Below are 23,747 nucleotides of genomic sequence, written 5' to 3' on the forward strand. Positions count from 1 at the left end.
CCTCGGCCGGCACTGCAGGGCGATGAGACGTTTGGCCCGGGCGACTCCCCACCGCCCGGGCTTTTTGTCGTCCGCGTTCCGCCCGCCGCCGCGGCGCGGCTGTGCAAGAATCCGGGAACCGGCCTGCGCCGCGCCGGTCATAACCGGGGCCTGCGGCCACCTGGAGACGAGACACATGCGCGTACTGGTCATCGAAGACAACCCCGACATCGCCGCCAACCTGGGGGATTACCTCGAGGACTGCGGGCACACGGTGGATTTCGCCGCGGACGGCGTCACCGGGCTGCACCTGGCGGTGGTGCACGACTTCGATGCCATCGTGCTGGACCTCAACCTGCCGGGGATGGACGGGCTGGAGGTCTGCCGCAAGCTGCGCGGCGATGCCCGCAAGCACACCCCGGTGCTGATGCTGACCGCGCGCGATTCGCTGGACAACAAGCTGGCCGGCTTCGATTCCGGGGCCGACGACTACCTAATCAAGCCGTTCGCGCTGCAGGAGGTGAACGTGCGCCTCAACGCGTTGGCGCGGCGCGGACGCGGGCTGCCGGCGCGGGTGCTCAACGTGGGCGAGCTGGAATACAACCTGGACACCCTGGAGGTGCACCGCGAGGGGCGCCCGATCCAGCTCAACCCGACCGCGCTGAAGATCCTGCAGGCGCTGATGGAGGCCTCGCCGGCGGTGGTGACCCGGCAGGAACTCGAGAACCGGGTGTGGGGCGAGGAACTGCCGGATTCCGACTCGCTGCGGGTGCACATCCACGGCCTGCGCGCGGCGGTGGACAAGCCCTTCGCCAAGCCCATGATCCAGACCCGCCATGGCATCGGCTACCGGATCGCGCCCCCCGATGCCGACGGCTGAGGCTTCCGCGCAGCGCCGCCCGCCGGGCCGGCGCCGGCTGCGCACCCGCATCATCACCTCGTTCGTGCTGCTGGGTTTCGGCCTGACCGCGCTGTTCGCGGTGGCGATGGTGCACCTGCGCAACCGGCTGGAGAACCAGCTGATCGAGAAGACGTTGCAGCGCGAGGTGGACAACCTCGTGCGGCATGTCGAAACCAATCCGGACGAGCCGCCGTTCTACCTGGTGTTCGACGCGCGCACCTTCAGCGATGCGAATGCCTACAAGATCAACCCGCTGTACCGCGACCTCAAGCCCGGGGTGCACGAGATCCGCGAACCGGACGCGCGCGGCGCGATGCAGGTGTACAAGGTGGCGGTGCGCCGTGGCATCAGCCGCGAGGGCAAGCCCTTCACCAGCCTGGTGCGCTACAACGTCACCGATGCGGCAGCCACCTCGGACCTGCTCGCGCGCTGGCTGCTGGCGGCGGTGCTGGCGTTCACCCTGTTCGCGCTGGTGCTGGGCTGGTGGTCGGCGTCGCGGGTGATGGCGCCGGTGTCGGAACTGGCGCGGCGTCTGCGGCGCTCGGGCAACAGCTCCGAACCCGAGGCGCTGGCGCCGGACTTCGCGGACGATGAAGTGGGCGAGCTGGCGCGCGCGCTGGACGACTATGCCGCGCGGCTCACCGAGGTGGTGCAGCGCGACCGCGAGTTCAACGCCGACGTCAGCCACGAGCTGCGCACCCCGCTGGCGGTGATCCGCGGCGCGGCCGAGTTGCTGCTGGCCAAGCCCGACCTCGACGAACGCACCCGTACCCGCCTGCTGCGCATCCAGCGCGCCGAACAGCAGTGCAGTGACCTGATCGGCGCGCTGCTGCTGCTCTCCCGCAACGAGCGCGCGGTCGGTCAGTGCGATGTCGCCAAGGTGGCGCAGCAGCTGCTGGAAAGCCACCGTGCCCAGCTCGGCGGCAAGCCGGTCGAGCTGAAGCTGGAGGGCGAGCCGAGCCTGCCGCTGCAGGTGCCGGAGTCGGCGCTGGCGGTGGCGCTGGGCAACCTGATCGGCAACGCGGTGAAGTACACCCCCAGCGGCGAGGTGGTGGTGCGCGTGCTGCCGCAGGCGGTGGAGGTGCGCGATTCCGGCCCCGGCCTCAGCGCCGAGGATGCCGCACGCCTGTTCGAGCGTGGCTACCGCGGCACCCATGCCGGGCACTCCCAGGGCGGGGGCATCGGCCTGTCGATCGTGCGCCGCCTGTGCGCGCTGTACGGCTGGGACGTGCAGGTGCGGCCCGGCGACGAACGCGGCGTGGTGGCGACCCTGCGCTTCGGCTGAGCCGCCTTCGCGCCTGCCGTGCGCGGGCGACGGATGCCGGAAGTGGGCTTGGATGCGGCTTCGGCGGCATAATGCGCAGTCCGTTCGCAAGGAATCCCGCATGAACCACGCCGCCGCGCCGCTGGCCTACCAGGTCATTCCGTCCGACCATGCCCGCAGCGATGCGCAGCGCGAGGCCCTGCTGGCCGGTGAGCTCGGCTTCGGCCGCATCTTCACCGATCACATGGTGTCCATCCAATGGGACAAGGCGCACGGCTGGCATGATGCGCAGGTGCGCGCCTACGGGCCGCTGGCGCTGGACCCGGCCGCGGCGGTGCTGCACTACGGGCAGGAGATCTTCGAGGGCATCAAGGCCTACCGGCATGCCGACGGTTCGATCTGGACCTTCCGCCCCGAGGCCAACGGCGAGCGCCTGCAGCGCTCGGCGGCGCGGCTGGCGCTACCGCAGCTGCCGGTGGCGGAGTTCGTGGAGTCGCTGCGGCAGCTCATCGCCATCGACCACGGCTGGGTGCCATCGCAGCCGGAGAGCAGCCTGTACTTCCGCCCCTTCATGATCGCCACCGAGGCCTTCCTCGGCGTGCGCCCGGCGCAGGCCGCGGGCTATTACGTGATCGCCAGTCCGGCGGGCGCCTACTTCCACGGCGGCGTGAAGCCGGTCGGCATCTGGCTGTCGCGCGATTACGCGCGCGCGGCCAAGGGCGGCACCGGCGCGGCCAAGTGCGGCGGCAACTACGCCGCCTCGCTGCTGCCGCAGCAGGAGGCCTATGCCAACGGCTGCTCGCAGGTGCTGTTCCTGGACCCGGTGGAAGGCCGCTACATCGAGGAACTCGGCGGCATGAACGTGTTCCTGGTCTATCGCGACGGCCGCATCGTCACCCCGGCGCTGTCGGGCAGCATCCTCGAGGGCGTCACCCGTTCCAGCATCCTGCAGCTGGCGCGCGACCGCGGGATGCAGGTGGAGGAGCGCAAGATCGCGATCGACGAGTGGATGCAGGGCGTAGCATCCGGCGAGATCAGCGAGGTGTTCGCCTGCGGCACCGCCGCGGTGGTGACCCCGATCGGCCAGCTCAAGGGCAAGGACTTCGCGGTGGGCGACCTCGACGCGCCGGCGGGCGCGGTGACGATGGCGATCCGCCGCGAGCTGACCGATATCCAGTACGGGCGCGTGCCCGATCGCCACGGCTGGATGGTGCGCCTGCGCTGAGCGCGCGCGCCGTTCGTGGCGCCGCCGCTACAGCGTCAGCCACAGGCAGCCCATGCGCCGGCGCAGGCCGAATCCGGCCTGGCGCGGGGTGCGCCCGTTGCCGTCCACCTGCTCCGCCACCAGCCCGGTGACCGCACCGGTGGCCTCGTCCGTGCGTGCGTGCACGCCGACGAGCGGGCGCCCTGCAATCCGCTGCAATTGGTCCAGCACCGCATTGGCGGCGGCGCTGCCCATCCCGGCCCAGTCGTAGAGCGCGGCCAGTTGGTTGGCGTCGCCGGCCTGCAGCGCGCGTTCCAGCGCATCCGCCAGGTCCTCCACGCTGCGCGCGCAGCCGCCGCGCGCCGTCAGCAGGGCACCGCCGGCGCCGGCCGCCAGGGCTGCGGGTGCCTCGCGCGCGGCGATGTCGCCGCACTGGCGGTCGGTATAGATGCGGGTGCCGTCCGCCGCCAGGCACTGGCGCACCTGTGCCTGCACGGGCGGCGCGGGCAGCGGGCCGAGCAGGAGCGCCGGCAGCAGCAGGGGGGCGATGCGGGGCATGCGCGCAGGGTACGCGCTCACTCCAGCCGCTGCAGCACCGCCTGCACCGGACGCGCCAGGTTGAGGGTGTAGAAGTGCAGCCCCGGTGCGCCGCCGTCCAGCAGGCGGCGGCACAGCGCGGCCACCACATCGGCGGCGAACTCGCGGATCGCCGCGCCGTCGTCGCCGAACGCGCGCATGCGGCGGTCGATCCAGCGCGGGATCTCCGCGCCGCAGGCCTCGGAGAAGCGGCGCAGCTGGGCGTAGTTGGCGATCGGCATGATGCCGGGGACGATCGGGATATCGACACCGGCGCGCTTGGCATCCTCGACGAAGCGGAAATAGGCGTCGGCGTTGTAGAAGTACTGGGTGATCGCGCCGCTCGCCCCGGCCTCCACCTTGGCCTTGAAATGGCGCAGGTCCACCTGCGCGTCCGGGGCCTGCGGGTGCACTTCCGGGTAGGCCGCGACTTCGATGTGGAAGTGCTCGCCATGCTCCTCGCGGATCAGCTGCACCAGCTCGCTAGCGTGGCGCAAATCGCCGCTGCGCGCCATGCCCGAGGGCAGGTCGCCGCGCAGGGCGACGATCCGGGTGCACCCCAGCGCGCGGTAGCGCGCCAGCAGCGCCAGGATTTCCTCGCGGCTGCCGCCCACGCAGGTCAGGTGCGGCACCCCGTCCAGCGCGTGCTGCTGGCGCAGGCGCTGCACGGTTTCCGGGGTCTGGCCGAGGGTGGAGCCGCCGGCACCGAAGGTCACCGACATGAACTCCGGGGCATATGCCTTCAGCTTGCGCACGCTGCGGTCGAACTGCTCGCGCTGTTCGTCGGTCTTGGGCGGGTAGAACTCGAAGCTGATCGGCAGCATGGTCGGCACTCGCGAGGGGCTGGCCCATTCTACATATCCTTATATTCGGATGAAAGGATATTTGAAGGGCTGCAACTTGACCGCCCACCGGGAGTGGCCGCATCGTTTCGCTCGGGGAGGGCCCGAATGCACCACGTTGCCACCGCGCCGGGCGGACAGCCCGCATCGCCGCGATTGCTGCAGGAACTTGCCGAGACGCTGCAGCGCCTGCGCCTGGGCGGGCCGTTCTACCTTCTGTTGTGGCTGCTCGCCGGGGCTGCCAGCGGGCTGTGGGAGCGTGCGCGTTGGCCGTTCCTGCTGATCGCATTGGTGTTCGTTGGACTCAACGTGCTGCGGTTCCGCGTCCGCGGTCTGCCGGACAGCGCGCCGGAAGATGCCGTGCGCCGACGCCTGGACTGGATCTGGACGCTGCTGCTGATCAATTCCGCGGTGTGGGGGGTGGCAGTGGCATGGCTGCTGCTGACGACGCCCAGCGAAAGCGCGCGCACGGTCGCCGCGATCAGCTCCTATGCCTTCGCCACCGCGTTCGCGCACAACTTCCCGATGCGCCTGCGGGCTGCGTTCGCCGCCCTTTGCCTGCTGTACCTCTCCACCCTGGGCGCGCTGATCGCCAACGGCTCGCGCTTCGAATTGATCGCGGTGAGCTGCCTCTACCTGCTGTACATCAGTCTGGCCCTGCGCCGCAGCCATGGCGAATACCGCCAACGGCTGGATCTGGAGGACGAACTGCGCCGCCAGCGCGACCTGTTCGAGCAGCAGAGCCGGCGCGACGGCCTGACCGGGCTGGCGAATCGCCGCCGGTTCTCCGCCGCGCTGGGCGACTGGTGCGCACGGGCCCGGGACGATGGCAATGCACTCATCCTGCTGTTGCTCGACCTCGACCACTTCAAGGCCATCAACGACCGCCACGGCCATGCCGCCGGCGACGCCTGCCTGTGCATATTCTCCGCAAGCCTGCAGGCGGCGTTCCCGGATACCGGGCGCGAGCTGGTGGCGCGGTTGGGGGGCGAGGAGTTCGGGGTGCTCGTGCGCGGTGGCCTGGACGAAACGGTGCGGCGTGCCGACATGTTCCGCGCCGCGTTCGCGGCCCAGCCGCTGGCATTGCCCGACCGCGAACTGCACTGCAGCGTGAGCATCGGCGCGGCCGCCTTCGATCCCCGCCGTGACGGCAACGGCGATGCGCTCTACCACGCGGCCGACACCGCGCTGTACCGGGCCAAGTCCGCCGGACGCAATACCGTGGCGGTGGCCGCTCCAGGCTGACATCGCCGCTACGAAAACGGGCGCCCTGCGGCGCCCGTCGTCGTGTCCGCCGTTGGCGGCGATCAGTAGCGGTAGTGCTCCGGCTTGAACGGGCCTTCCACCGGCACGCCGAGGTAGGCGGCCTGCTCGGGGGTGAGGGTGGTCAGTTTCACGCCGATCTTCTCCAGGTGCAGGCGCGCCACTTCCTCGTCCAGCTTCTTCGGCAGGATGTAGACCTTGGCCGCGTAGGCGTCCTTGTTCGCCCACAGGTCGATCTGCGCCAAGGTCTGGTTGGAGAAGCTGTTGCTCATCACAAAGCTGGGGTGGCCGGTGGCGCAGCCGAGGTTCACCAGGCGGCCTTCGGCCAGCAGGAAGATGCTGTGGCCGTCGGCGAAGGTGTACTTGTCCACCTGCGGCTTGATGTTGGTCTTCACCGCGCCGCTGGCGTTGAGGCGGTCGACCTGGATCTCGTTGTCGAAGTGGCCGATGTTGCAGACGATGGCCTGGTCCTTCATCGCCTGCATGTGCTCGAGGCGGATGATGTCCTTGTTGCCGGTGGTGGTGACGTAGATGTCGGCGGTGCCGAGGGTGTCCTCGACCGTCTTCACCTCGAAGCCCTCCATCGCCGCCTGCAGGGCGCAGATCGGGTCGATCTCGGTGACGATCACGCGGCAGCCGTAGGCGCGCAGCGAGTGGGCGCTGCCCTTTCCGACGTCGCCGTAGCCGCACACCACCGCCACCTTGCCGGCCAGCATCACGTCCATCGCGCGCTTGAGGCCATCGGCCAGCGATTCGCGGCAGCCGTACAGGTTGTCGAACTTAGACTTGGTGACCGAGTCGTTGACGTTGATCGCCGGCACCAGCAGCTTGCCGGCCTCTGCCAGCTGATAGAGGCGGTGCACGCCGGTGGTGGTCTCCTCGGACACGCCCTTCCAGTCCTTCACCACCCGCGTCCAGTAGCCGGGGCGCTCCTTGGCGACGCGCTTGAGCAGGTTCTTGATCACCTGCTCCTCGTGGCTGCCCGAGGCGGAGTTCACCCAGCTATCGTCGCCCTGCTCCAGCTCGTAGCCCTTGTGGATGAGCAGGGTGACGTCGCCGCCGTCGTCCACCACCAGCTGCGGGCCACCCAGGGTGCCGTCGGGCAGGGTGAAGGTCAGCGCGGCCAGGGTGCAGTCCCAGTAGTCCTCCAGGGTCTCGCCCTTCCACGCGAACACCGAGGTGCCGGACGCGGCGATCGCGGCGGCGGCGTGGTCCTGGGTGCTGAAGATGTTGCAGGAGGCCCAGCGCACGTCGGCGCCGAGATCCTTCAGGGTCTCGATCAGTACCGCGGTCTGGATGGTCATGTGCAGCGAGCCGGTCACGCGCACGCCCTTGAGCGGCTGCTGCGGCGCGTACTTGGCGCGGATCGCCATCAGGCCGGGCATCTCGTGCTCGGCGATCTCGATTTCCTTGCGGCCCCAGTCGGCCAGGGAGATGTCGGCCACCTTGTAGTCGGCGGCGGCGTGGAGGGGCTGGACCTGTGCGTTCATGGCAATGCTCCGTGAGTGCGGTGGAATGCGGTCACGGGCGCCGTTGTTCGATGCCGAGCCTGGTCGTGGTGGACACGATCGCAGCGCCCCTCGGCCTCGCCATTGTAAACCGGCGGCGGGGCGGATGGCGCGCCGCCGGTCAGCCGTCCAGTGCTTCCCAGCGGGCGTAGGCGGCGTCCAGCTCGGCCTGCAGCCGGGCCAGCGCGGCATTGGCCTGCTGCTGGGCCGCGCCGTCCTGGCGGTAGAACGCCGGGTCCTGCATCGCGGCGGTGCGCGCGGCGATCTCGGTTTCCAGCTGCTCGATCCGGCCGGGCAGCTGCTCCAGCTCGCGCTGGTCCTTGTAACTCAGCTTCTTGCGTGCGGGGGCCTCCGCCGGCGCGGGCGGTGGAGCCGAGGGTGTGGCGGACGGCTTGGGCGCAGCCGCGGCGGGTGGCGTTGCCGGGGCCGGCGCGGGGCGTTGGCGCAGCCAGTCGCTGTAGCCGCCGACGTAGTCGCCCAGCCGGCCGTCGCCTTCCAGCACCAGGGTGCTGGTCACCACGTTGTCGAGGAAGTCGCGGTCGTGGCTGACCAGCAGCAGGGTGCCGGGATAGTCCAGCAGCAGCTCCTCCAGCAGCTCGAGGGTTTCCACGTCGAGGTCGTTGGTGGGCTCGTCCATCACCAGCAGGTTGGACGGCTGCGCGAACAGGCGTGCCAGCAGCAGGCGGTTGCGCTCGCCGCCGGACAGGCGGGTGATCGGCGCGCGCGCGCGTTCCGGCGAGAACAGGAACTCCTGCAGATAGCCGACCACGTGCTTGCGGCTGCCGTTGATCTCCACGAAGTCGCGGCCGCCGGCCACGTTCTCCAGCGCGTTGCGGGTGTCGTCCAGCTGGCTGCGGTGCTGGTCGAAGTAGGCGATCTGCAGATTGGTGCCCAGGTCCACCTTGCCGGTATCCGGCTGCAGCTCACCCAGCAGGATCTTGAGCAGGGTGGACTTGCCCGAGCCGTTCGGGCCGATGATGCCGACCTTGTCGCCGCGCAGGAGCGTGGCCGAGGCGTCGCGCAGGATGACCTGCCCGCCGAACGCCTGCGACACGCCGGTCATCTCGATCACCTTCTTGCCGGAGGCCTGCGCGCTCGCGGCCTCCATCTTCACCTTGCCGGTCAGCTCGCGGCGCGCGGCGCGCTCGCGGCGCATCGCCTTCAGCGCGGTGACGCGGCCCTCGTTGCGGGTGCGGCGGGCCTTGATGCCCTGGCGGATCCACACCTCCTCCTGCGCCAGCAGCTTGTCGAAGCGCGCGTTCTCCTGCGCTTCGGCGTGCAGGCGCTCCTCGCGCCGGCGCAGGTAGTTGTCGTAGTCGCCGGGCCAGCTGGTGACGCGGCCGCGGTCGATCTCGACGATGCGGGTGGCCAGCGCGCGCAGGAAGCCGCGGTCGTGGGTGACGAAAACGAGGCTGCCGGCGAAGGTCTTGAGGAAGCCCTCCAGCCAGTCGATCGCGGCGATGTCGAGGTGGTTGGTGGGTTCGTCCAGCAGCAGGACGTCGGGCGCGCGCACCAGTGCCTGGGCCAGCAGCACGCGCCGCTTCATGCCGCCGGAGAGCGCCGCGAATTCGGCGTCCTCGGGAAGCTCCAGCCGCTCCAGCACCTGCTGCACGCGGCGGTCCAGGTCCCAGCCGTCGCCGGCCTCGATCAGCGCCTGCGCCTCCGCCATCGCGGCCATGTCGCCGGCATGCACGGCGTGGTGGTAGCGCGCCAGCAGCGCGCCGAGGTCGCCCAGCCCTGCGGCCACCACGTCGAACACGCTGCCCTGCGTGTCCTGCGGGACTTCCTGCGCCATCCGCGCGACCACGATGCCGCTCTGCACGCGCACCTCGCCATCATCGGGCTTGAGCTCGCCGGCCATCAGCCGCATCAGGGTGGACTTGCCGGCGCCGTTGCGGCCGACGATGCAGACGCGTTCGCCGGGTTCGATGGTGAGGTCGACGTGTTCGAGCAGCAGCGGGCCGCCGACGCCGAAGTCGACGCGCTGGAACTGGAGGAGGGGCATGCGCGCATTTTACGCGGCCCCCCACGCGAACGGGCCGCATCGCTGCGGCCCGTCCGGGTGTCGCCTGCCGCGGTGGCGGCTTACTTCAGCTTGGCGGCCTTGCGCAGGGCCTCGGCCTTGTCGGTCTTCTCCCACGAGAACGCGGTCGCCTTCTGCTTCTTGCCCTCGCCGTCGGTGTAGCTGATCTCTTTCGGCTTGCGGCCGAAGTGGCCGTAGGCGGCGGTCGGCAGATAGATCGGGTGCTCCAGGTCCAGCATGCGGGTGATCGCGTACGGACGCAGGTCGAAATGGGCGCGGATCAGCTTCTCGATCACGGCGTCATCGACCTTGCCGGTGCCGAAGGTGGTGACCGAGATCGAGGTCGGCTCGGCCACGCCGATGGCGTAGCTCACCTGCACCTCGCACTTGTCGGCCAGGCCGGCGGCGACGATGTTCTTGGCCACGTAGCGCGCGGCGTAGGCGGCCGAGCGGTCCACCTTCGACGGATCCTTGCCGGAGAACGCGCCGCCGCCGTGGCGGGCCATGCCGCCGTAGGTATCGACGATGATCTTGCGCCCGGTCAGGCCGCAGTCGCCCACCGGGCCGCCGGTCTCGAAGACGCCGGTCGGGTTGATGAATACTTTGCGCTTCGGCAAGGCGTCCAGCCATTTCTTCGGCAGCACCGGGGCAAGGATATGCTCTCGTACGGCCTCGACGATGTCTTTGTGCTTGATGCCGGGATCGTGCTGGGTGGACAGCACCACCGCGTCGAGGCCGACGATGTCGTGGCCGTCGTAGCGCAGGGTCACCTGGCTCTTGGCGTCCGGGCGCAGCCACTTCAGCTTGCCGCTCTTGCGCACCTTCGCCTGCTGCTCGACCAGGCGGTGCGCGTAGTAGATCGGCGCCGGCATGAACTCGGGCGCCTCGTTGCAGGCGTAGCCGAACATCAGGCCCTGGTCGCCCGCGCCCTGGTCCTCGGGCTTCTTGCGGTCCACGCCGCGGTTGATGTCGCGCGACTGCTTGCCGATCATGTTGATGATGGCGCAGGTGTGGCCGTCGAAGCCGACGTCGCTGTTGTCGTAGCCGATGCCGTTGATGACCTCGCGCGCCAGCGCCTCGATGTCCACCCACGCGCTGGTGGTGACCTCGCCAGCCACGATCGCCGCGCCGGTCTTCACCAGCGTCTCGCAGGCCACGCGGGCGTGCTTGTCCTGGGCCAGGATCGCGTCCAGCACCGCATCGGAGATCTGGTCGGCGAGCTTGTCCGGATGGCCCTCGGAGACCGATTCGGAAGTGAACAGGTAGCTGGACATCGCTTTATATCCTTGTATTCGGATGGAAAGATGGCTGCGAATGATACATGCTGGCGGCCCGGCGCGCATCATGCGCCTGCGGGCGTGACCGGAATGTTGGGCCGGCGTTAAGGAACCTCTGATCAACGCAGAGGTTCCTGCCGGCCATGGATGGCCGGCCACGCATCAATCATGTAAGTGATGGATGCGTGTGAGCCGAGTCCGGACCTGTGCCGGACTCGGCGTGGGCTGACAACGCCTGGATGGCGTTGTTCAGGCCTTCCTTTAAGTTCCGCTGTCACCGCCGGGTCATGCGCCTGCCATCCGGCTGTCCCGTTGCGCGGGCAGGCTGCGGGCCAACCCGGCCGCCACTCCACTCCCATGCTCCAGCTCGAACAGCGCCTGCAGCAGCGGTTCCCGCACTGGTTCCGCGGCCGCCGCGCACTTCTCGCACGTCCGCTGCTGCGCGGGATCGCGCGCTGGTCGCGGCTGGACGAGATCGACGCCTTCCTCGCCGGCAACGGCCACCTGCGCGGCTTCGGTTTCGTCGCCGCGGCCCTGCGTCATCTCGGTGCCGGCTACGACGTGGACGCGGACGAACTGGCGCAGGTGCCCGCCCGCGGGCGGCTGCTGGTGGTCGCCAACCATCCGTCGGGCGCGCTGGACGCGCTGGCGCTGCTGGATGCCCTCGGCCGGGTGCGGCGCGACGTGCGCATCGTGGCCAACGATTTCCTGTCGGCGCTGGACGGGCTGGGCGAGCTGCTGCTGCCGGTGCGCATCCTCGGCGGCCGCCCGGCGCAGGACAGCCTGCGCGCGATCGAGGCGGCGCTGGCGCGCGGCGAATGCGTGGTGGTGTTCCCGGCCGGCGAGGTGTCGCGGCTGGGTCCGGGCGGCATCCGCGACGGCCGCTGGCGGCGCGGTTTCCTGCGCTTCGCCCGCGCCTGCGCGGCGCCGGTGCTGCCGGTGCGCATCCACGCCCGCAACTCGGCGCTGTTCTACGGCGCCTCGGCCCTGTTCAAGCCGGCCGGCACCGCCCTGCTGGCGCGCGAGATGTTCGCCCGCCGCGCGCGCCGGATCCGGCTGCGCATCGGCACCCCGCGCGATTTGCCGGTCGCGGCCGACGATGCCGCGCTGCTGCGTGAAGTCCGCCGTGAGCTCTATGCGCTGGGCAGCCGCCGCCGGCGCGCGCGCGAACGCCAGCAGGCACAGGGCCCGGAGCCGCTGGCGGCGGCGGTCGACCCCGGCCTGCTGCGCGCCGGGATCGCCGGGATGCGGCTGCTGGGCCAGACCGCCGACGGCAAGCAGATCCGGGTGGGGATGCTGGCGGTCGGATCGCCGCTGCTGCACGAGATCGGTCGCCTGCGCGAGCTGACCTTCCGCGAAGTGGGCGAGGGCACCGGGCGTGCGCTCGACCTGGATGCCTGGGACAGCTGGTACGAGCACATCGTGCTGTGGGATGCGGCGGCCGGGAAGATCGCCGGTGCCTACCGGATCGCGCGCGGCGCGCCGACCCTGGCCGCGCACGGCCTGCGCGGGCTGTACACCGCCAGCCTGTTCGACTATGGCGAGGCGATGCTGCCGCGGATCGCGCAGGGGATGGAGCTGGGGCGCAGCTTCGTGGTGCCCGAATATTGGAGCAGCCGCAGCCTCGACTATCTCTGGCAGGGCATCGGCGCCTACCTGCGCGCGCATCCGCAGGTGCGCTACCTGTTCGGCGCGGTCTCGATCAGCGCGGCGCTGCCGCCGGCGGCGCGCGCGCAGATCGTCGCCCACTACGCGCGCTGGCACGGCGGCCCGTCGGGCGAGGTCACCGCGCGCCGCCCGTTCGCCTACGAGGCCGCGCATCCCGACGATGCGGCGCTGGACGCCGACACCGCCTTCCGGGTGCTGAAGGCCAACCTCGAAACCCTGGGCGCGCAGGTGCCGACCCTCTACAAGCAGTACGTCGAGCTGTGCGAGCCGGGCGGTGCGCGCTTCCTCGCGTTCGGGGTCGATCCCGGTTTCAGCGATGCGGTGGACGGCCTGATCGAAGTGGACATCGCCTGCATGCGCCCGAAGAAGCGCCAGCGCTACCTCGGCACCGCCGCGGATTGCGCGGGGGCGGCGTGAGCGCCGCGCCGCCGCCGCCGATGCGGCGCGCGGTATTCCTCTCCGACGTGCACCTGGGCGCACGCCACTGCCACGCCGCGGCGTTGGCGGATTTCCTGTCCGGGCTGCGCTGCGCGCGGCTGTACCTGGTCGGTGACATCGTGGACCTGTGGTGGATGGCCCAGCGCCGCGTGCGCTGGGACGCCGGGCACAACCGGGTGGTCGAGGCCCTGCATGCGCTGCGCCGGGCCGGCACCGAGATCCTCTACATCCCCGGCAATCACGACCGCCCGCTGCGGCATTTCTGCGGGCTGGCGCTGCCGGCGCTGCGGGTGCGCCGGCGGGCGATCCACGTCACCGCCGACGGCCGCCGGCTGCTGGTGGTGCATGGTGATGAGTTCGACGATGTCACCCATTTCGGCACCCTGCAGGAGCGCTTCGGCGACTGGCTGTACTACCGCATCCTGACCTGCAACCAATGGGTGAACGCGATCCGCGCACGGCTGGGGCTGCGCTACTGGTCGCTGGCGGAGTTCCTGAAATCCCGCAGCGGCGCCGCCGAGCGCTACATCGGCCGGTTCGTGCAGGCCGGGCTTGCGGCCGCACGCCGGCGCGGGCTGGACGGCATCGTGTGCGGCCACATCCATCGCGGCGCGCTGATCGAACGCGATGGGCTGGTGTACGCCAACGACGGCGACTGGGTGGAAAGCCTGAGCGCATTGGTGGAGGAGGCCGACGGCACGCTGCGCCTGCTCTCGCACCTGGGCGAAGTGCTGGCCGAGCTGCCGCCGCGCGCGCCGGCCACGCCCGCGGCGCAGCCGATGGAGGCCGCATTGCCACGGGCGGCCTGATCCGCCTGCGGCCCCTGTGGTAAACAGCACGGATGGATTCGGTCACCCATCTGTTCTACGGCGGCGTGATCGCCGCCGCGATCGCCCCGAAGCAGGACCGCCGCGCCGCGCTGCTGGCCGGGATGGCGCTGAACACGCTGCCCGACCTCGACGTGCTGCCGCTGCTGCTCAGCGACGACCCGGTGCTGCGCATGACCTGCCACCGCGCCGCCACCCATTCCTGGCTGGTGCTGCCGCTGCTGGCGTGGGCGATCTGGGCCTTCTTCCGACGCCGCGGCGGGCGGGTGGCGCGTGCGCCGCTGCGCTGGTGGTGGGCGATCTTCGCCTGCCTGATGGCGCATCCGCTGCTGGATGCCTTCACCGTCTACGGCACCCAGCTGCTGTGGCCGCTGCCGCTGCCGCCGGTCATGTGGAGCAGTCTGTTCATCGTCGATCCGCTGTTCACCCTGCCGTGGCTGCTGGCGTTCGTGGTGGCGTGGCTGGCGCGTGAAAAGCCATTGGCGCAAGGGGCATTGCTGGCCGGGATCGGTCTGGGCGTGGGCTACATCGGCTGGTCGCTGCTGGCGAAGTGGAGCGTGGAGCGCGCAGCGTCACGCGCGCTGGTCGCGCAGGGGCTGGCGGATGCGCCGCGCTTCTCGGTGCCGATGCCGTTCAACACCCTGCTGTGGCAGGTGACGGCGATGACGCCGGACGGTTTCGTGGTCGGCGAGCGCTCGCTGGTGGCGGACCGCGGGCCGATGCGCTTCACTGCCTACCGCTCGGATGTGCAGGCGCTCAAGGCCGTGCAGGCATTGCCGGCGGTGCGGCGCCTGGCCTGGTTCAACCACGGCTTCATGAAGGCGCAGGTGCGTGACGGCGCGCTGGTGCTCAGCGACCTGCGCATGGGCAGCGAGCCGGACTACACCTTCAATTTCGCCGTTGCGCGGCATGTGGATGGGCGCTGGCAAGCACTGCAGCCGCCGCGGCAGCTGCGCTTCCCGTGGCAGGCCGCCGGCCGCCTGGGCGATGTGTGGTCGCGGATCTGGCGCCAGCCGGCCGCCGATCAGGCCGCTTCCGGCAACTCCGGCGGCACGCCCGCGGCCAGCGCGTCGAAGTAGGCGCGGGTCAGCCGCAGCTGTTCCTCTGCGGTCTGCGCGCGGTTGACCACGGCGCGGAAGGCCGCATTCTCTGGCCGGTCCTTTGCATACCAGCCGAGGTGCTTGCGGGCGATGCGCACACCCATGTCTTCGCCATAGAAGGCATGCAGGGCGTGCAGATGGCCCAGCAGGATCTCGCGCACGGCAGCGGGCGAGGGCTCCGGCAGCTCCTCGCCCGTGGCCAGGTAGTGCGCGATCTGGCCCAGCAGCCACGGACGGCCCTGCGCGGCGCGGCCGACCATCACCGCGTCGCAGCCGGTTTGCGCCAGCACGGCGGCGGCCTTGCGCGGCGAATCGATGTCGCCGTTGGCGATCACCGGGATCTTCAGCAGCGCCTTGACCGCGGCGATGGTGGCGTACTCGGCGCTGCCGGTGTAGAGCTGGTCGCGGGTGCGGCCGTGGATGGCCAGCGCCTGGATGCCGCAGTCCTCCGCGATGCGCGCGATCTCCGGCGCGTTGCGGTGGTCGGCATCCCAGCCGGTGCGGATCTTCAGCGTCACCGGCACGTCCACCGCCCGCACCACCGCCTCGACGATGCGCGCCACCCGCGCCGGCTCGCGCATCAGCGCGCTGCCCGCCCAGGCGTTGCAGACCTTCTTGGCCGGGCAGCCCATGTTGATGTCGATGATCTGCGCGCCGTGGTCCACGTTGAAGCGCGCGGCCTCGGCCATCACCGCAGGCTCGGTGCCGGCGATCTGCACGCTCACCGGCGCCGGCTCGCCGGCATGGTCCATGCGGTGGTGCGACTTGGCGGTGCGCCAGAAACGCGGGTCGGCGGTGGTCATCTCCGACACCGCCAGTCCCGCGCCCAGCCGCTTGCACAGCAGCCGGAACGGCTTGTCGGTCACGCCCGCCATGGGCGCGAGGATCACCTTCGGGTCGATGACGTGCGGGCCGATGCGCATGCGCGCATTCTACGGACGGCGCGCGCCGGCGATCTCAGGCCGCGGGAAGGTGGGGCATCGCCAGCGCGGCGCCGGCGTGCTCGGTGCTGCGCGCGGCGTAGCGGTTGGCGAAGCGCACGTGCTCGCCGAAGGCCAGCGCCGGACGCAGCGCAAGCGAAGCGGCGAGGGCGCCATTGAAGGCATCGCCGGCCCCGGTGGTGTCCACCACCTGCGCCGGCTCCGCGCCGATCCGGTAGTGCCCGGCGGCATCACCGCGCTGCCGCGCCTCGGGGTGCGAGACGAAGCAGCCGCTGGCGCCCAGGGTCACCACCACGCTGCCGTCCGGCAGCAGGTCGCGGCAGAGCGCGTGCAGGCGCGCCTGGTCGAGGCCGGCCACCGCCTCGGCATCGATCCGCTCGCCCACGTGGCGCGCCAGCAGCGCGGCGAATTCGGTTTCGTTGGGGGTGAGCACCTCGGCGCGGTCGAGCAGGGCGCGGTCGATCGCCACATTGGCTGGTGCTGGGTTGAGGATGGCCGTGGCGCCGGCCGCGCGTGCGGCATCCAGCGCCGCCGCCACCGCCGGCAGCGGGGATTCCAGCTGCGCCAGCAGCACGTCGCCCTCGCCCAACCCGGCCAGTGCGGAGGCGATGAAGCCGGGCTCCAGCGCGGCGTTCGCGCCGGCGCCGATCACGATGCAGTTGCGGCCGTCGGCGTCCACGAAGATGCCGGCGGTGCCGGTGGGCGCATCGCTGGACTGGGCGTGCAGGACGAGCCCATCCGCCGCGGCCAGCTCGCGCGCCATCCGGGCGCCGCCGTCCGGCCCCAGCGCGCATACGAACGCGGTTTCGGCCCCGGTGCGGCGGGCGGCGATCGCCTGGTTGAAGCCCTTGCCGCCGGGGCCGCTGGCGTACTGCCCGGCCAGGGTGGCCCCGGGCGGCGGCAGCGCGGCCACCCGCCACACGTGGTCCACGTTGAAGGAACCGGCGACGAAGACGCGCATTTAAGACTCGTCCTGACTCTTGGTGGCGATTCTTTTCACTTCAACAAATGGAGCATCGATAATTTTGCCGGGGGCATTCGGCTCAATAAGCATGGTTCCGGTGGTGTGGCGGTGCTTGAACAGGGGCACGAACGCCACCGCCATCGCCAGCGCATACAGCGCGAAGGTGGTCCAGATGCCCTGCCAGTCCTTGGCGCCGCTGGCGTCGGTGAAGAAGCGGTCGATCATCCAGCCGCTGATGGAACTGCCCAGCACCGCGCCGATGCCGTTGGTCATCAGCATGAACAGCCCCTGCGCGCTGGCGCGGATCTTCGGGTCGGCCTGCTGCTCCACGAACAGCGACCCGGAGATGTTGAAGAAGTCGAACGCCATGCCATACACGATGCAGGAGAGGATGATCATCCACAGCCCGGCACCCGGATCGCCGTAGGCGAACAGCCCGAAGCGCAGGAACCAGGCCAGCATGCTGATGGTCATCACTGTCTTGATGCCGAAGCGCTTCAGGAAGAACGGGATGGTGAGGATGAACAGGGTTTCGCTGATCTGGGAAATCGAGATGATCACTGCCGAATGGCGCACGCCGAACGTGTCCTTGAATTGCGGCAGGCTCTCGAAGTCCTTCAGGAACGTCACGCCGTAGGCATTGGTGAGCTGCAGCGCGGCGCCCAGCAGCATCGCGAAGACGAAGAAGATCGCCATGTTGCGGTCGCGGAACAGGCGGAACGACGTGAGGCCGAGTGCGTCCACCAGCGAGCGGCTTTCGTCGCGCCCCAGGCGCGGCGGCGCGGCGGGAAGGGTGAAGCCGTACAGCCCCAGCAGGAACGAGCCGGCCGCCGCCACGTAGAACTGGCCCGGCGAGGACTCGAACCCGAGCCAACTCGTGGTCCAGGTCGCGGCAATGAAGCCCACGGTGCCCCAGACGCGGATGGGCGGGTAGTCACGCACGACGTCGAACCCCTGCTGCTTCAGCGCGTTGTAGGCCACCGCGATCGCCAGCGAGATGGTCGGCATGTAGCACAGCATGGTGGCCAGGATCAGCCAGAAGAACTGTTCCGGGTTGGCGGCGCTGGGGAGCAGGCACAGGAACACGCCCCCGAGGATGTGCAGCGCGCCGTACAGGCGCTCGGCGTTGATCCAGCGGTCGGCGACGATGCCCATCAGCGAAGGCATGAACAGCGCGGAGATGCCCATCGTCGAGAAGATCGCGCCGAAGCTCGTCCCCGACCATTGCCGGTTCTGGAACCAGTACGCGCCCACGGTGATCAGCCAGGCCCCCCAGACGAAGAACTGGAGGAAATTCATGATGGTCAGACGCAACTTCAGATTCACGCGGGCATCCCCTGTCGAAGGCGCCCCAGTGCGCCTGCTGGCGCAGGGTAGTCAGCGCCGCGGGCGCCGGCAAGCCGGGAGGAGCGCTCAGGTATCCCGCGCCACCACCCGGTTGCGGCCTTCCAGCTTGGCCCGGCGCAGGCGCAGGTCGGCCCGCCGCAGCAGCTGCGACAGGTCGTTGCCGTCCTGCGGCCAGCTGGCGATGCCGGCGCTGAAGGTCAGCCGCATCGGGTCGTCGTCCCGGCCGGGCTGGAACGGCGCCGCCGCCAGCTCGCGGCGCAGCGCCTCCATCCGTTCCCAGGCGCGGCCGGTGGGCAGCGGCATCACCAGCACGAATTCCTCGCCGCCCAGCCGCACCAGCCAGTCGCCGTGGTCCAATGCCTGCCGGAACACGCCGACCACGTGGCGCAGGGCGCGGTCGCCGGCCGCGCGTCCGGCTTCATCGTTCACCCGCCGGAAATAGTCGAGATCGAGCAGGCAGATCGACAGCGAGCCGCCGTTTTCGCGCGCGCCATCGGCCAGGCTGGGGAAGCGGTGCACCAGCAGGGTGCGGTTGGGCAGGCCGGTCAGGCCGTCGTTGCCTGACAGTTCCACCAGGCGCTGCATGCGGAACACCACGGTGGCGGTGATGGCGGTGGCGATCGCCAGCAGCAGTTCGCGCTGGAGCACGTTCGAGATGCGCGCGGTGCCGTAGTCGGCGGAGGCCAGCTGCTCGGGGGCATGTGCCAGGTGGAACACCGCCGCCGCCAGCGCCCCGTATTGCAGGATCGCCAGCGCGCCGGTGTACAGGGTCAGGCGGCCGTCGTTGCGCAGCGCGGTCATCAGGATCGAGACCAGGTAGAACGCCCACACCACCATGCTGTTCAAGCCGGCGGCCGGCGAGCCCAGCGCCAGCAGCACCAGCACCAGGGTGGTCAGGGTGACGTCGTAGCTGGCGGTGGCCCAGGGCAGCCAGCGCAGCCGCCGCGGGGGGCGCGCCAGCAGCAGCCACAGCTGCGAGAACAGCACCGCCAGTACCACGCCCAGCAGGCCGGCGGTGCCTTCCGAGGGGCTGAACTCGCCGGTGATGATGTTCACCAGCGGCAGCAGCAACAGCAGCAGCGACAGGCCTGCGCGCAGCTTGGCCACCAGCAGCTCGCCGCCGGCGCCGATTTCCAGCATCAGGGTGTCCGGCGGCGCGCGCAGCTGTCGCCAGAAGTCCCGCAGCCCCAGACCGGTCATGTTGTTCCCCTATCGTCTCCCCAGCATAGGGCGCGTCGTTGGCCGGCTCAATCCGGCGTGGCCGCAGCGGGGCGAGGATCGTTGCACCGGTTTGGCGGGCCCTATACTCGCCGCATCCACAGGGAGGACTCCGCCATGACCCCGATTCTCGTGTTGATCCTGTTGCTGGCCGGCATCATCGGCGTGGCCAAGACCGTGCGCATGGTGCCGCAGGGCTACGAATGGACGGTGGAGCGTTTCGGCAAATACACCCACACCATGGGGCCGGGGCTGCACTTCCTGATTCCGATCGTGTACGGCGTGGGTCGCAAGATCAACATGATGGAGCAGGTGATGGACGTGCCCAGCCAGGACGTCATCACCAAGGACAATGCCGTGGTGAAGGTGGACGGCGTGGTCTATTTCCAGGTGCTGGACGCGGCCAAGGCGGCCTACGAGGTGGCCCAGCTGGAGGTGGCCATCCTCAACCTGGTGATGACCAACATCCGCACCGCGATCGGCTCGATGGACCTGGACGAGTCGCTGTCCAAGCGCGACGAGATCAATACCAAGGTGCTGCACGCAGTGGACCAGGCCACCCATCCCTGGGGCGTCAAGGTCAACCGCATCGAGCTGAAGGACATCCAGCCGCCGCGCGACCTGGTGGATTCGATGGCGCGCCAGATGAAGGCCGAGCGCGAGAAGCGCGCCAACATCCTGGAGGCGGAAGGGTTGCGCCAGTCGGCCATCCTCAAGGCCGAGGGCGAGAAGCAGTCGAAGATCCTCGAGGCCGAGGGCAGCCGCGAGGCCGCGTTCCGCGAGGCCGAGGCACGCGAACGCCTGGCCGAGGCCGAGGCGCGCGCCACCCAGTACGTGTCCGAGGCGATCGCCAAGGGCGACGTGCAGGCGATCAACTACTTCGTGGCGCAGAAGTACATCGAGGCGTTCAAGGAGCTGGCGCAGGCGCCCAACCAGAAATTCGTGCTGCTGCCGATGGAGGCCTCGGGCATCCTCGGCTCGCTGGGTGGCATCGCCGAGCTGGCGAAGGAAACCCTCGGCAAGTCGTCCGCGCGGTCGGGGGGCTGACGGCCATGCGCTGGGACGTGTTCACCTGGGCAGCGGTGGCGCTGCTGCTGTTCGCCGCCGAGGCGCTGGCGCCGGGGGCCTTCATGCTGTGGCTGGGGTTCGCGGCGGCGGCGGTGTTCCTGCTGGTGTGGCTGCTGCCGGTGGAACTGCCGCTGCTGCTGCAGGCGGGCGCATTCGTGGTGTTCAGCTTCGCCTCGATCCTGGTCTACCGGCGCTGGTTCCGGGCGCGCGAGCCGCGCAGCGACCAGCCCGCGCTGAATCGCCGCAGTGCCGCGCTGGTGGGGCGGGTGGTGGTGCTCGCCGAGCCGATCGTGGACGGCCGCGGGCGGGTGCAGATCGCGGACGCCTACTGGGACGTGGTCGGCCCGGACCTGCCTGCCGGCAGCCACGTGCGCATCACCGGCGGCGACGCCATGACCCTGCAGGTCGAGCCGGCCGCGCATACCGGCGCGTAGGGCGCGTCCGTCTGGGATAATGCGCCTCCCCACACAGGCAGGCCGCCCATGACCCGCAAGACCATCCTCAACGACACCCACCGCGCGCTCGGCGCCAAGATGGTGGACTTCGGCGGCTGGGACATGCCGATCCACTACGGCTCCCAGCTCGACGAGCACCACCTGGTGCGCCGCGATGCCGGCATGTTCGACGTCAGCCACATGACCGTGGTCGACCTGACCGGCGCGCGCACCCGCGAGTTCCTGCGCCACCTCGTCGCCAACTCGGTGGACAAGCTGGCCAAGCCGGGCAAGGCGCTGTACACCGCGATGCTCAATCCGCAGGGCGGGGTGATCGACGATCTGATCGTCTATTTCATGTCCGAGGACTGGTTCCGGCTGGTGGTGAATGCTGCCACCCGCGAGAAGGACCTGGCGTGGATCACGGAGCAGGCGGGGCCGTTCGGGGTCGAGGTGCGCGAGCGCCCGGAGTTCGGAATGATCGCGGTGCAGGGCCCCAACGCGCGCGCGAAGGTGATCGGCCTGCTGCGCGAGGAGGATCGGGAGCCGGTGTCGAAGCTGGCCCGCTTCGCCGCCCGCACCGCCGCCACGCAGGACGGGGTCGAGGTGTTCGTCGCCCGCACCGGCTACACCGGCGAGGACGGGTTCGAGGTGATCGTGCCGGACGCGCAGACCGTGGCGTTCTGGAACGCGCTGCTGGCGGCGGGCGTCGCGCCGGCCGGCCTCGGCGCGCGCGACACCCTGCGCCTGGAGGCCGGCATGAACCTGTACGGCCAGGACATGGACGAGACCACCACCCCCTACGAGGCAGCGCTGGCCTGGACCGTGGCGCTGGACGAAGGGCGCGACTTCATCGGCCGCGCCGCGCTGGAAGCCCAGCTGGCCGCCGGCGTGCCGCGCCAGATGGTCGGCCTGGTGATGGACGACAAGGGCGTGCTGCGCCACGGCCAGAAGGTGCTCACCGCGCAGGGCGAAGGCGAGATCCTGTCCGGCACCTTCTCCCCGACCATCGGCAAGGCCATCGCGTTCGCCCGCATTCCCGCCGGCGATCCCGGTCAGGTGCGGGTCGACATCCGCGGCCGCGAGATCCCGGTGCGGGTGGTCAAGTTCCCGTTCGTGCGCGACAACACCGTGCAGCCGGGCATCTGACCTTTCCGCAGCCGCTTCGCTAGACTTTCCCCACCCACCCGTACCGCGCAACAGGAGCCCCCCCATGAGCGAGATCCCCGGCGACCTCAAATTCCTCAAATCCCACGAGTGGATCCGCGTCGAAGACGGCGGCAAGGCCACCGTCGGCATCTCCGACCACGCCCAGGGCCTGCTCGGCGACCTGGTCTACGTGGAGCTGCCGAACGTCGGCGACACGGTCGAGGCCGGCAATGCCTGCGCGGTGGTGGAATCGGTGAAGGCGGCGTCCGACGTGTACGCCCCGGTCAGCGGCAAGGTGGTCGAGGTCAACAGTGCCCTGGCCGACAAGCCGGAGACCATCAACGAGGATCCCTACGGCGATGGCTGGCTGTTCGTGCTGGAGATGTCGGACCCCGACCAGCTGAGCGAACTGCTGAGCCCGGACGACTACGCCGAGCAGCTGGAAAACGACGACCACTGAGCGCGGCAGCGCCCGCGTCGTGCGTCGAACCCGCGGTGGCGACACCGCGGGTTTTTTCTTGTGCGGACGGGCGGCGCGACGGGTGTGCAGGCGTCGCGCGCCGGCGCGGAGTTCGCGCATTTTTCGCGCATTCGGGGTTGTGCGACGCGAAACCGGGCTACCGCATGCGTGCTGCGGCGAGGATGAAGCGCGTGCCGCGCGCGGCGGGTACCGGTGCGCGGAATCGCGCGCGCAGGCATGCGATGAATTTTCGCGCGATGCGATGGAAGGCGCGCCAGTGCTTGCTTGCAGCGATTCACGACGGTGCGCTTCGCGCACTGCTTCGCGCGTGCGTCGTGTGCGTTTTACGCGGCATGCGCGATGCGCGTGCCGCGCTGTGGGCGCGTGGTTGGAAAAAGTTTTCGCAAGATTGTTGACACTCGAAAAAACCGTGATTAGGTTTCGCCCAGCAGAAGTTTCCTGCGGAAGCAAGTGAGCAAGCACGACGCGCGAGCCAGCGGCACCTCACTCCACACCACCGGCGGCATCGGAAGGCGGGTGAAGGCGTTCTGTCCCTCGGGCAAAAGCGAGCCACTGCATCCGCCGGGATCCAGGTCGGGAACCTGCAGCGTCATTCGCCGCGGGTTTTTTAATGGACGGGGATCATCCCGGGCCGCGCGGGGAGGGGCCTTCGCCCGCACCGGCCAAAGCATCCGTTCCGGCGCGCCTGGCGCGCCGGCGGTCGATCGCAGGTCCGATACCTGCGGTGTCTTTCGTACTGGGCTTTACCGATTTACCCATTGACGAGGAGCCATACCATGGCCGTTAAGAAAGCTGCGAAGAAGCCCGCCGCGAAGAAGCCGGCGGCGAAGAAGGCCGCCGCCAAGAAGCCGGCGGCGAAGAAGGTTGCGAAGAAGGCTGTCGCCAAGAAGCCCGCCGCCAAGAAGGCGGTGAAGAAGGCCGCCGCCAAGAAGCCGGTTGCGAAGAAGGTTGCGAAGAAGGCTGTCGCCAAGAAGCCCGCCGCCAAGAAAGCGGTGAAGAAGGCCGCCGCCAAGAAGCCGGCGGCGAAGAAGGCTGCTCCGAAGAAGGCCGCTGCCAAGAAGCCGGCGGCGAAGAAGGCTGCTCCGAAGAAGGCGGCTGCGAAGAAGCCGGCGGCCAAGAAGGCCGCTCCGAAGAAGGCCCCCGCCGTGATGCCGGCGATCCCGGGCCCGATGTCCACGCTGTAAGTTCCACGACCGGGCCGGGGATTCCCGGCCTGGCATCGCTCCATCCTGCAGACCCTTCCCGTTGCCCAGGCGGGAGGGGTTTCTTTTTGGT

Annotated in this window: 21 protein-coding genes and 1 riboswitch; of the genes, 12 read left to right on the forward strand and 9 right to left on the reverse strand. The window is 69.9% G+C overall.

All coding sequences use genetic code 11. The features are described from left to right. Positions 1-175 precede the first annotated feature (175 nt). The 3 genes from EDC34_RS07600 to EDC34_RS07610 all read left to right on the forward strand — a co-directional run bounded on the left by EDC34_RS07600 (position 176) and on the right by EDC34_RS07610 (position 3,369). Positions 176-859 (forward strand): response regulator transcription factor, encoded by a 684-nt coding sequence (locus EDC34_RS07600; RefSeq protein ID WP_114959907.1) that lies wholly within the window; start codon positions 176-178, stop codon positions 857-859. After that, positions 816-2,165 (forward strand): sensor histidine kinase, encoded by a 1,350-nt coding sequence (locus EDC34_RS07605; protein ID WP_114959908.1) that lies wholly within the window; start codon positions 816-818, stop codon positions 2,163-2,165. The genes EDC34_RS07600 and EDC34_RS07605 overlap by 44 nt, the downstream gene beginning before the upstream one ends. A 100-nt stretch (positions 2,166-2,265) precedes the next feature. Then, the gene (locus tag EDC34_RS07610) at positions 2,266-3,369 is read left to right on the forward strand and encodes a branched-chain amino acid aminotransferase (protein ID WP_114959909.1); all 1,104 of its coding nucleotides are present in this window, start codon (positions 2,266-2,268) and stop codon (positions 3,367-3,369) included. Positions 3,370-3,396: 27 nt separating this feature from the next. Here EDC34_RS07610 and EDC34_RS07615 read toward each other — a convergent pair whose 3' ends face one another. Next, the gene (locus EDC34_RS07615) at positions 3,397-3,906 is read right to left on the reverse strand and encodes a hypothetical protein (protein WP_114959910.1); all 510 of its coding nucleotides are present in this window, start codon (positions 3,904-3,906) and stop codon (positions 3,397-3,399) included. A gap of 17 nt (positions 3,907-3,923) precedes the next feature. Further along, positions 3,924-4,748: a methylenetetrahydrofolate reductase [NAD(P)H] gene (metF, locus tag EDC34_RS07620; RefSeq protein ID WP_114959911.1), complete on the reverse strand. Its 825-nt coding sequence runs from the start codon at positions 4,746-4,748 to the stop codon at positions 3,924-3,926. A 126-nt stretch (positions 4,749-4,874) separates the two neighbouring features. Here metF and EDC34_RS07625 point away from each other — a divergent pair, with 126 nt between their 5' ends. Further along, the gene (locus EDC34_RS07625; protein ID WP_114959912.1) at positions 4,875-6,011 is read left to right on the forward strand and encodes a GGDEF domain-containing protein; all 1,137 of its coding nucleotides are present in this window, start codon (positions 4,875-4,877) and stop codon (positions 6,009-6,011) included. 62 nt (positions 6,012-6,073) lie between these two features. Here the strand turns inward: EDC34_RS07625 and ahcY are convergent, their stop codons facing one another. The 3 genes from ahcY to metK all read right to left on the reverse strand — a co-directional run bounded on the left by ahcY (position 6,074) and on the right by metK (position 10,834). Continuing rightward, positions 6,074-7,519 (reverse strand): adenosylhomocysteinase, encoded by a 1,446-nt coding sequence (ahcY, locus tag EDC34_RS07630; RefSeq protein ID WP_114959913.1) that lies wholly within the window; start codon positions 7,517-7,519, stop codon positions 6,074-6,076. 28 nt (positions 7,520-7,547) lie between these two features. Next, a riboswitch (S-adenosyl-L-homocysteine riboswitch) is annotated at positions 7,548-7,617 on the reverse strand. A 41-nt stretch (positions 7,618-7,658) separates the two neighbouring features. Then, positions 7,659-9,542: an ATP-binding cassette domain-containing protein gene (locus EDC34_RS07635; protein ID WP_114959914.1), complete on the reverse strand. Its 1,884-nt coding sequence runs from the start codon at positions 9,540-9,542 to the stop codon at positions 7,659-7,661. 80 nt (positions 9,543-9,622) lie between these two features. Continuing rightward, the gene (gene metK, locus EDC34_RS07640; protein WP_114959915.1) at positions 9,623-10,834 is read right to left on the reverse strand and encodes a methionine adenosyltransferase; all 1,212 of its coding nucleotides are present in this window, start codon (positions 10,832-10,834) and stop codon (positions 9,623-9,625) included. Positions 10,835-11,194: 360 nt separating this feature from the next. Here metK and olsF point away from each other — a divergent pair, with 360 nt between their 5' ends. From olsF to EDC34_RS07655, 3 genes are read left to right on the forward strand one after another with little or no spacing between them, the layout of a single operon-like run. Beyond that, the gene (gene olsF / locus EDC34_RS07645) at positions 11,195-12,922 is read left to right on the forward strand and encodes a bifunctional ornithine lipid synthase OlsF (RefSeq protein WP_114959916.1); all 1,728 of its coding nucleotides are present in this window, start codon (positions 11,195-11,197) and stop codon (positions 12,920-12,922) included. A gap of 20 nt (positions 12,923-12,942) precedes the next feature. Continuing rightward, positions 12,943-13,752, forward strand: a complete 810-nt coding sequence (locus EDC34_RS07650) for a UDP-2,3-diacylglucosamine diphosphatase (RefSeq protein ID WP_114960032.1) — start codon at positions 12,943-12,945, stop codon at positions 13,750-13,752. A gap of 32 nt (positions 13,753-13,784) precedes the next feature. After that, a complete protein-coding gene (locus EDC34_RS07655) occupies positions 13,785-14,849 on the forward strand; it encodes a metal-dependent hydrolase (protein ID WP_114959917.1) in 1,065 nt (354 codons plus the stop codon). On the opposite strand, the gene dusB is transcribed toward EDC34_RS07655, so the two are convergent. The 4 genes from dusB to EDC34_RS07675 all read right to left on the reverse strand — a co-directional run bounded on the left by dusB (position 14,795) and on the right by EDC34_RS07675 (position 19,322). Next, a complete protein-coding gene (dusB, locus tag EDC34_RS07660) occupies positions 14,795-15,793 on the reverse strand; it encodes a tRNA dihydrouridine synthase DusB (RefSeq protein ID WP_114959918.1) in 999 nt (332 codons plus the stop codon). The genes EDC34_RS07655 and dusB overlap by 55 nt on opposite strands. Positions 15,794-15,827: 34 nt before the next feature. Then, positions 15,828-16,772 (reverse strand): ribokinase, encoded by a 945-nt coding sequence (locus tag EDC34_RS07665; protein ID WP_114959919.1) that lies wholly within the window; start codon positions 16,770-16,772, stop codon positions 15,828-15,830. Continuing rightward, on the reverse strand, positions 16,773-18,101 hold the full coding sequence (locus EDC34_RS07670) for a nucleoside permease (RefSeq protein ID WP_114959920.1): 1,329 nt from the start codon (positions 18,099-18,101) through the stop codon (positions 16,773-16,775). Positions 18,102-18,188: 87 nt separating this feature from the next. Next, positions 18,189-19,322, reverse strand: a complete 1,134-nt coding sequence (locus EDC34_RS07675) for a GGDEF domain-containing protein (protein ID WP_114959921.1) — start codon at positions 19,320-19,322, stop codon at positions 18,189-18,191. A gap of 135 nt (positions 19,323-19,457) precedes the next feature. Here EDC34_RS07675 and EDC34_RS07680 point away from each other — a divergent pair, with 135 nt between their 5' ends. From EDC34_RS07680 to EDC34_RS07700, 5 genes are all read left to right on the forward strand, one after another. Then, positions 19,458-20,387 carry an SPFH domain-containing protein gene (locus tag EDC34_RS07680; protein ID WP_114959922.1) on the forward strand — a complete coding sequence of 310 codons (930 nt, stop codon included), beginning with the start codon at positions 19,458-19,460 and terminating at the stop codon, positions 20,385-20,387. Positions 20,388-20,392: 5 nt separating this feature from the next. Beyond that, positions 20,393-20,842 carry an NfeD family protein gene (locus EDC34_RS07685; protein WP_114959923.1) on the forward strand — a complete coding sequence of 150 codons (450 nt, stop codon included), beginning with the start codon at positions 20,393-20,395 and terminating at the stop codon, positions 20,840-20,842. Between the two features lie 48 nt (positions 20,843-20,890). Beyond that, entirely contained in the window at positions 20,891-21,991 is a 1,101-nt protein-coding gene (gcvT, locus tag EDC34_RS07690) for a glycine cleavage system aminomethyltransferase GcvT (protein ID WP_114959924.1), read from the forward strand. Positions 21,992-22,055: 64 nt separating this feature from the next. Then, positions 22,056-22,451: a glycine cleavage system protein GcvH gene (gene gcvH, locus EDC34_RS07695; protein WP_114959925.1), complete on the forward strand. Its 396-nt coding sequence runs from the start codon at positions 22,056-22,058 to the stop codon at positions 22,449-22,451. 797 nt (positions 22,452-23,248) lie between these two features. After that, positions 23,249-23,656, forward strand: a complete 408-nt coding sequence (locus tag EDC34_RS07700) for a histone H1-like repetitive region-containing protein (RefSeq protein WP_114959926.1) — start codon at positions 23,249-23,251, stop codon at positions 23,654-23,656. The last annotated feature ends 91 nt before the right edge of the window (positions 23,657-23,747 follow it).

The organism is Thermomonas haemolytica, from assembly GCF_004346265.1.
In the GTDB taxonomy this organism is placed as follows: Bacteria; Pseudomonadota; Gammaproteobacteria; order Xanthomonadales; family Xanthomonadaceae; genus Thermomonas; species Thermomonas haemolytica.

Excerpts from the sequence above, each read along its gene's own strand:
- EDC34_RS07655 (WP_114959917.1), top strand. The coding sequence starts at position 13,785 with ATGGATTCGGTCACCCATCTGTTCTACGGCGGCGTGATCGCCGCCGCG.
- EDC34_RS07680 (WP_114959922.1), top strand. The coding sequence starts at position 19,458 with ATGACCCCGATTCTCGTGTTGATCCTGTTGCTGGCCGGCATCATCGGC.
- ahcY (WP_114959913.1), bottom strand. The coding sequence starts at position 7,519 with ATGAACGCACAGGTCCAGCCCCTCCACGCCGCCGCCGACTACAAGGTG.
- metK (WP_114959915.1), bottom strand. The coding sequence starts at position 10,834 with ATGTCCAGCTACCTGTTCACTTCCGAATCGGTCTCCGAGGGCCATCCG.
- EDC34_RS07605 (WP_114959908.1), top strand. The coding sequence starts at position 816 with ATGGCATCGGCTACCGGATCGCGCCCCCCGATGCCGACGGCTGAGGCT.
- EDC34_RS07610 (WP_114959909.1), top strand. The coding sequence starts at position 2,266 with ATGAACCACGCCGCCGCGCCGCTGGCCTACCAGGTCATTCCGTCCGAC.
- dusB (WP_114959918.1), bottom strand. The coding sequence starts at position 15,793 with ATGCGCATCGGCCCGCACGTCATCGACCCGAAGGTGATCCTCGCGCCC.
- EDC34_RS07675 (WP_114959921.1), bottom strand. The coding sequence starts at position 19,322 with ATGACCGGTCTGGGGCTGCGGGACTTCTGGCGACAGCTGCGCGCGCCG.
- EDC34_RS07625 (WP_114959912.1), top strand. The coding sequence starts at position 4,875 with ATGCACCACGTTGCCACCGCGCCGGGCGGACAGCCCGCATCGCCGCGA.
- EDC34_RS07650 (WP_114960032.1), top strand. The coding sequence starts at position 12,943 with ATGCGGCGCGCGGTATTCCTCTCCGACGTGCACCTGGGCGCACGCCAC.
- EDC34_RS07685 (WP_114959923.1), top strand. The coding sequence starts at position 20,393 with ATGCGCTGGGACGTGTTCACCTGGGCAGCGGTGGCGCTGCTGCTGTTC.
- EDC34_RS07635 (WP_114959914.1), bottom strand. The coding sequence starts at position 9,542 with ATGCCCCTCCTCCAGTTCCAGCGCGTCGACTTCGGCGTCGGCGGCCCG.
- EDC34_RS07700 (WP_114959926.1), top strand. The coding sequence starts at position 23,249 with ATGGCCGTTAAGAAAGCTGCGAAGAAGCCCGCCGCGAAGAAGCCGGCG.
- gcvT (WP_114959924.1), top strand. The coding sequence starts at position 20,891 with ATGACCCGCAAGACCATCCTCAACGACACCCACCGCGCGCTCGGCGCC.
- olsF (WP_114959916.1), top strand. The coding sequence starts at position 11,195 with ATGCTCCAGCTCGAACAGCGCCTGCAGCAGCGGTTCCCGCACTGGTTC.
- metF (WP_114959911.1), bottom strand. The coding sequence starts at position 4,748 with ATGCTGCCGATCAGCTTCGAGTTCTACCCGCCCAAGACCGACGAACAG.
- gcvH (WP_114959925.1), top strand. The coding sequence starts at position 22,056 with ATGAGCGAGATCCCCGGCGACCTCAAATTCCTCAAATCCCACGAGTGG.
- EDC34_RS07600 (WP_114959907.1), top strand. The coding sequence starts at position 176 with ATGCGCGTACTGGTCATCGAAGACAACCCCGACATCGCCGCCAACCTG.
- EDC34_RS07665 (WP_114959919.1), bottom strand. The coding sequence starts at position 16,772 with ATGCGCGTCTTCGTCGCCGGTTCCTTCAACGTGGACCACGTGTGGCGG.
- EDC34_RS07615 (WP_114959910.1), bottom strand. The coding sequence starts at position 3,906 with ATGCCCCGCATCGCCCCCCTGCTGCTGCCGGCGCTCCTGCTCGGCCCG.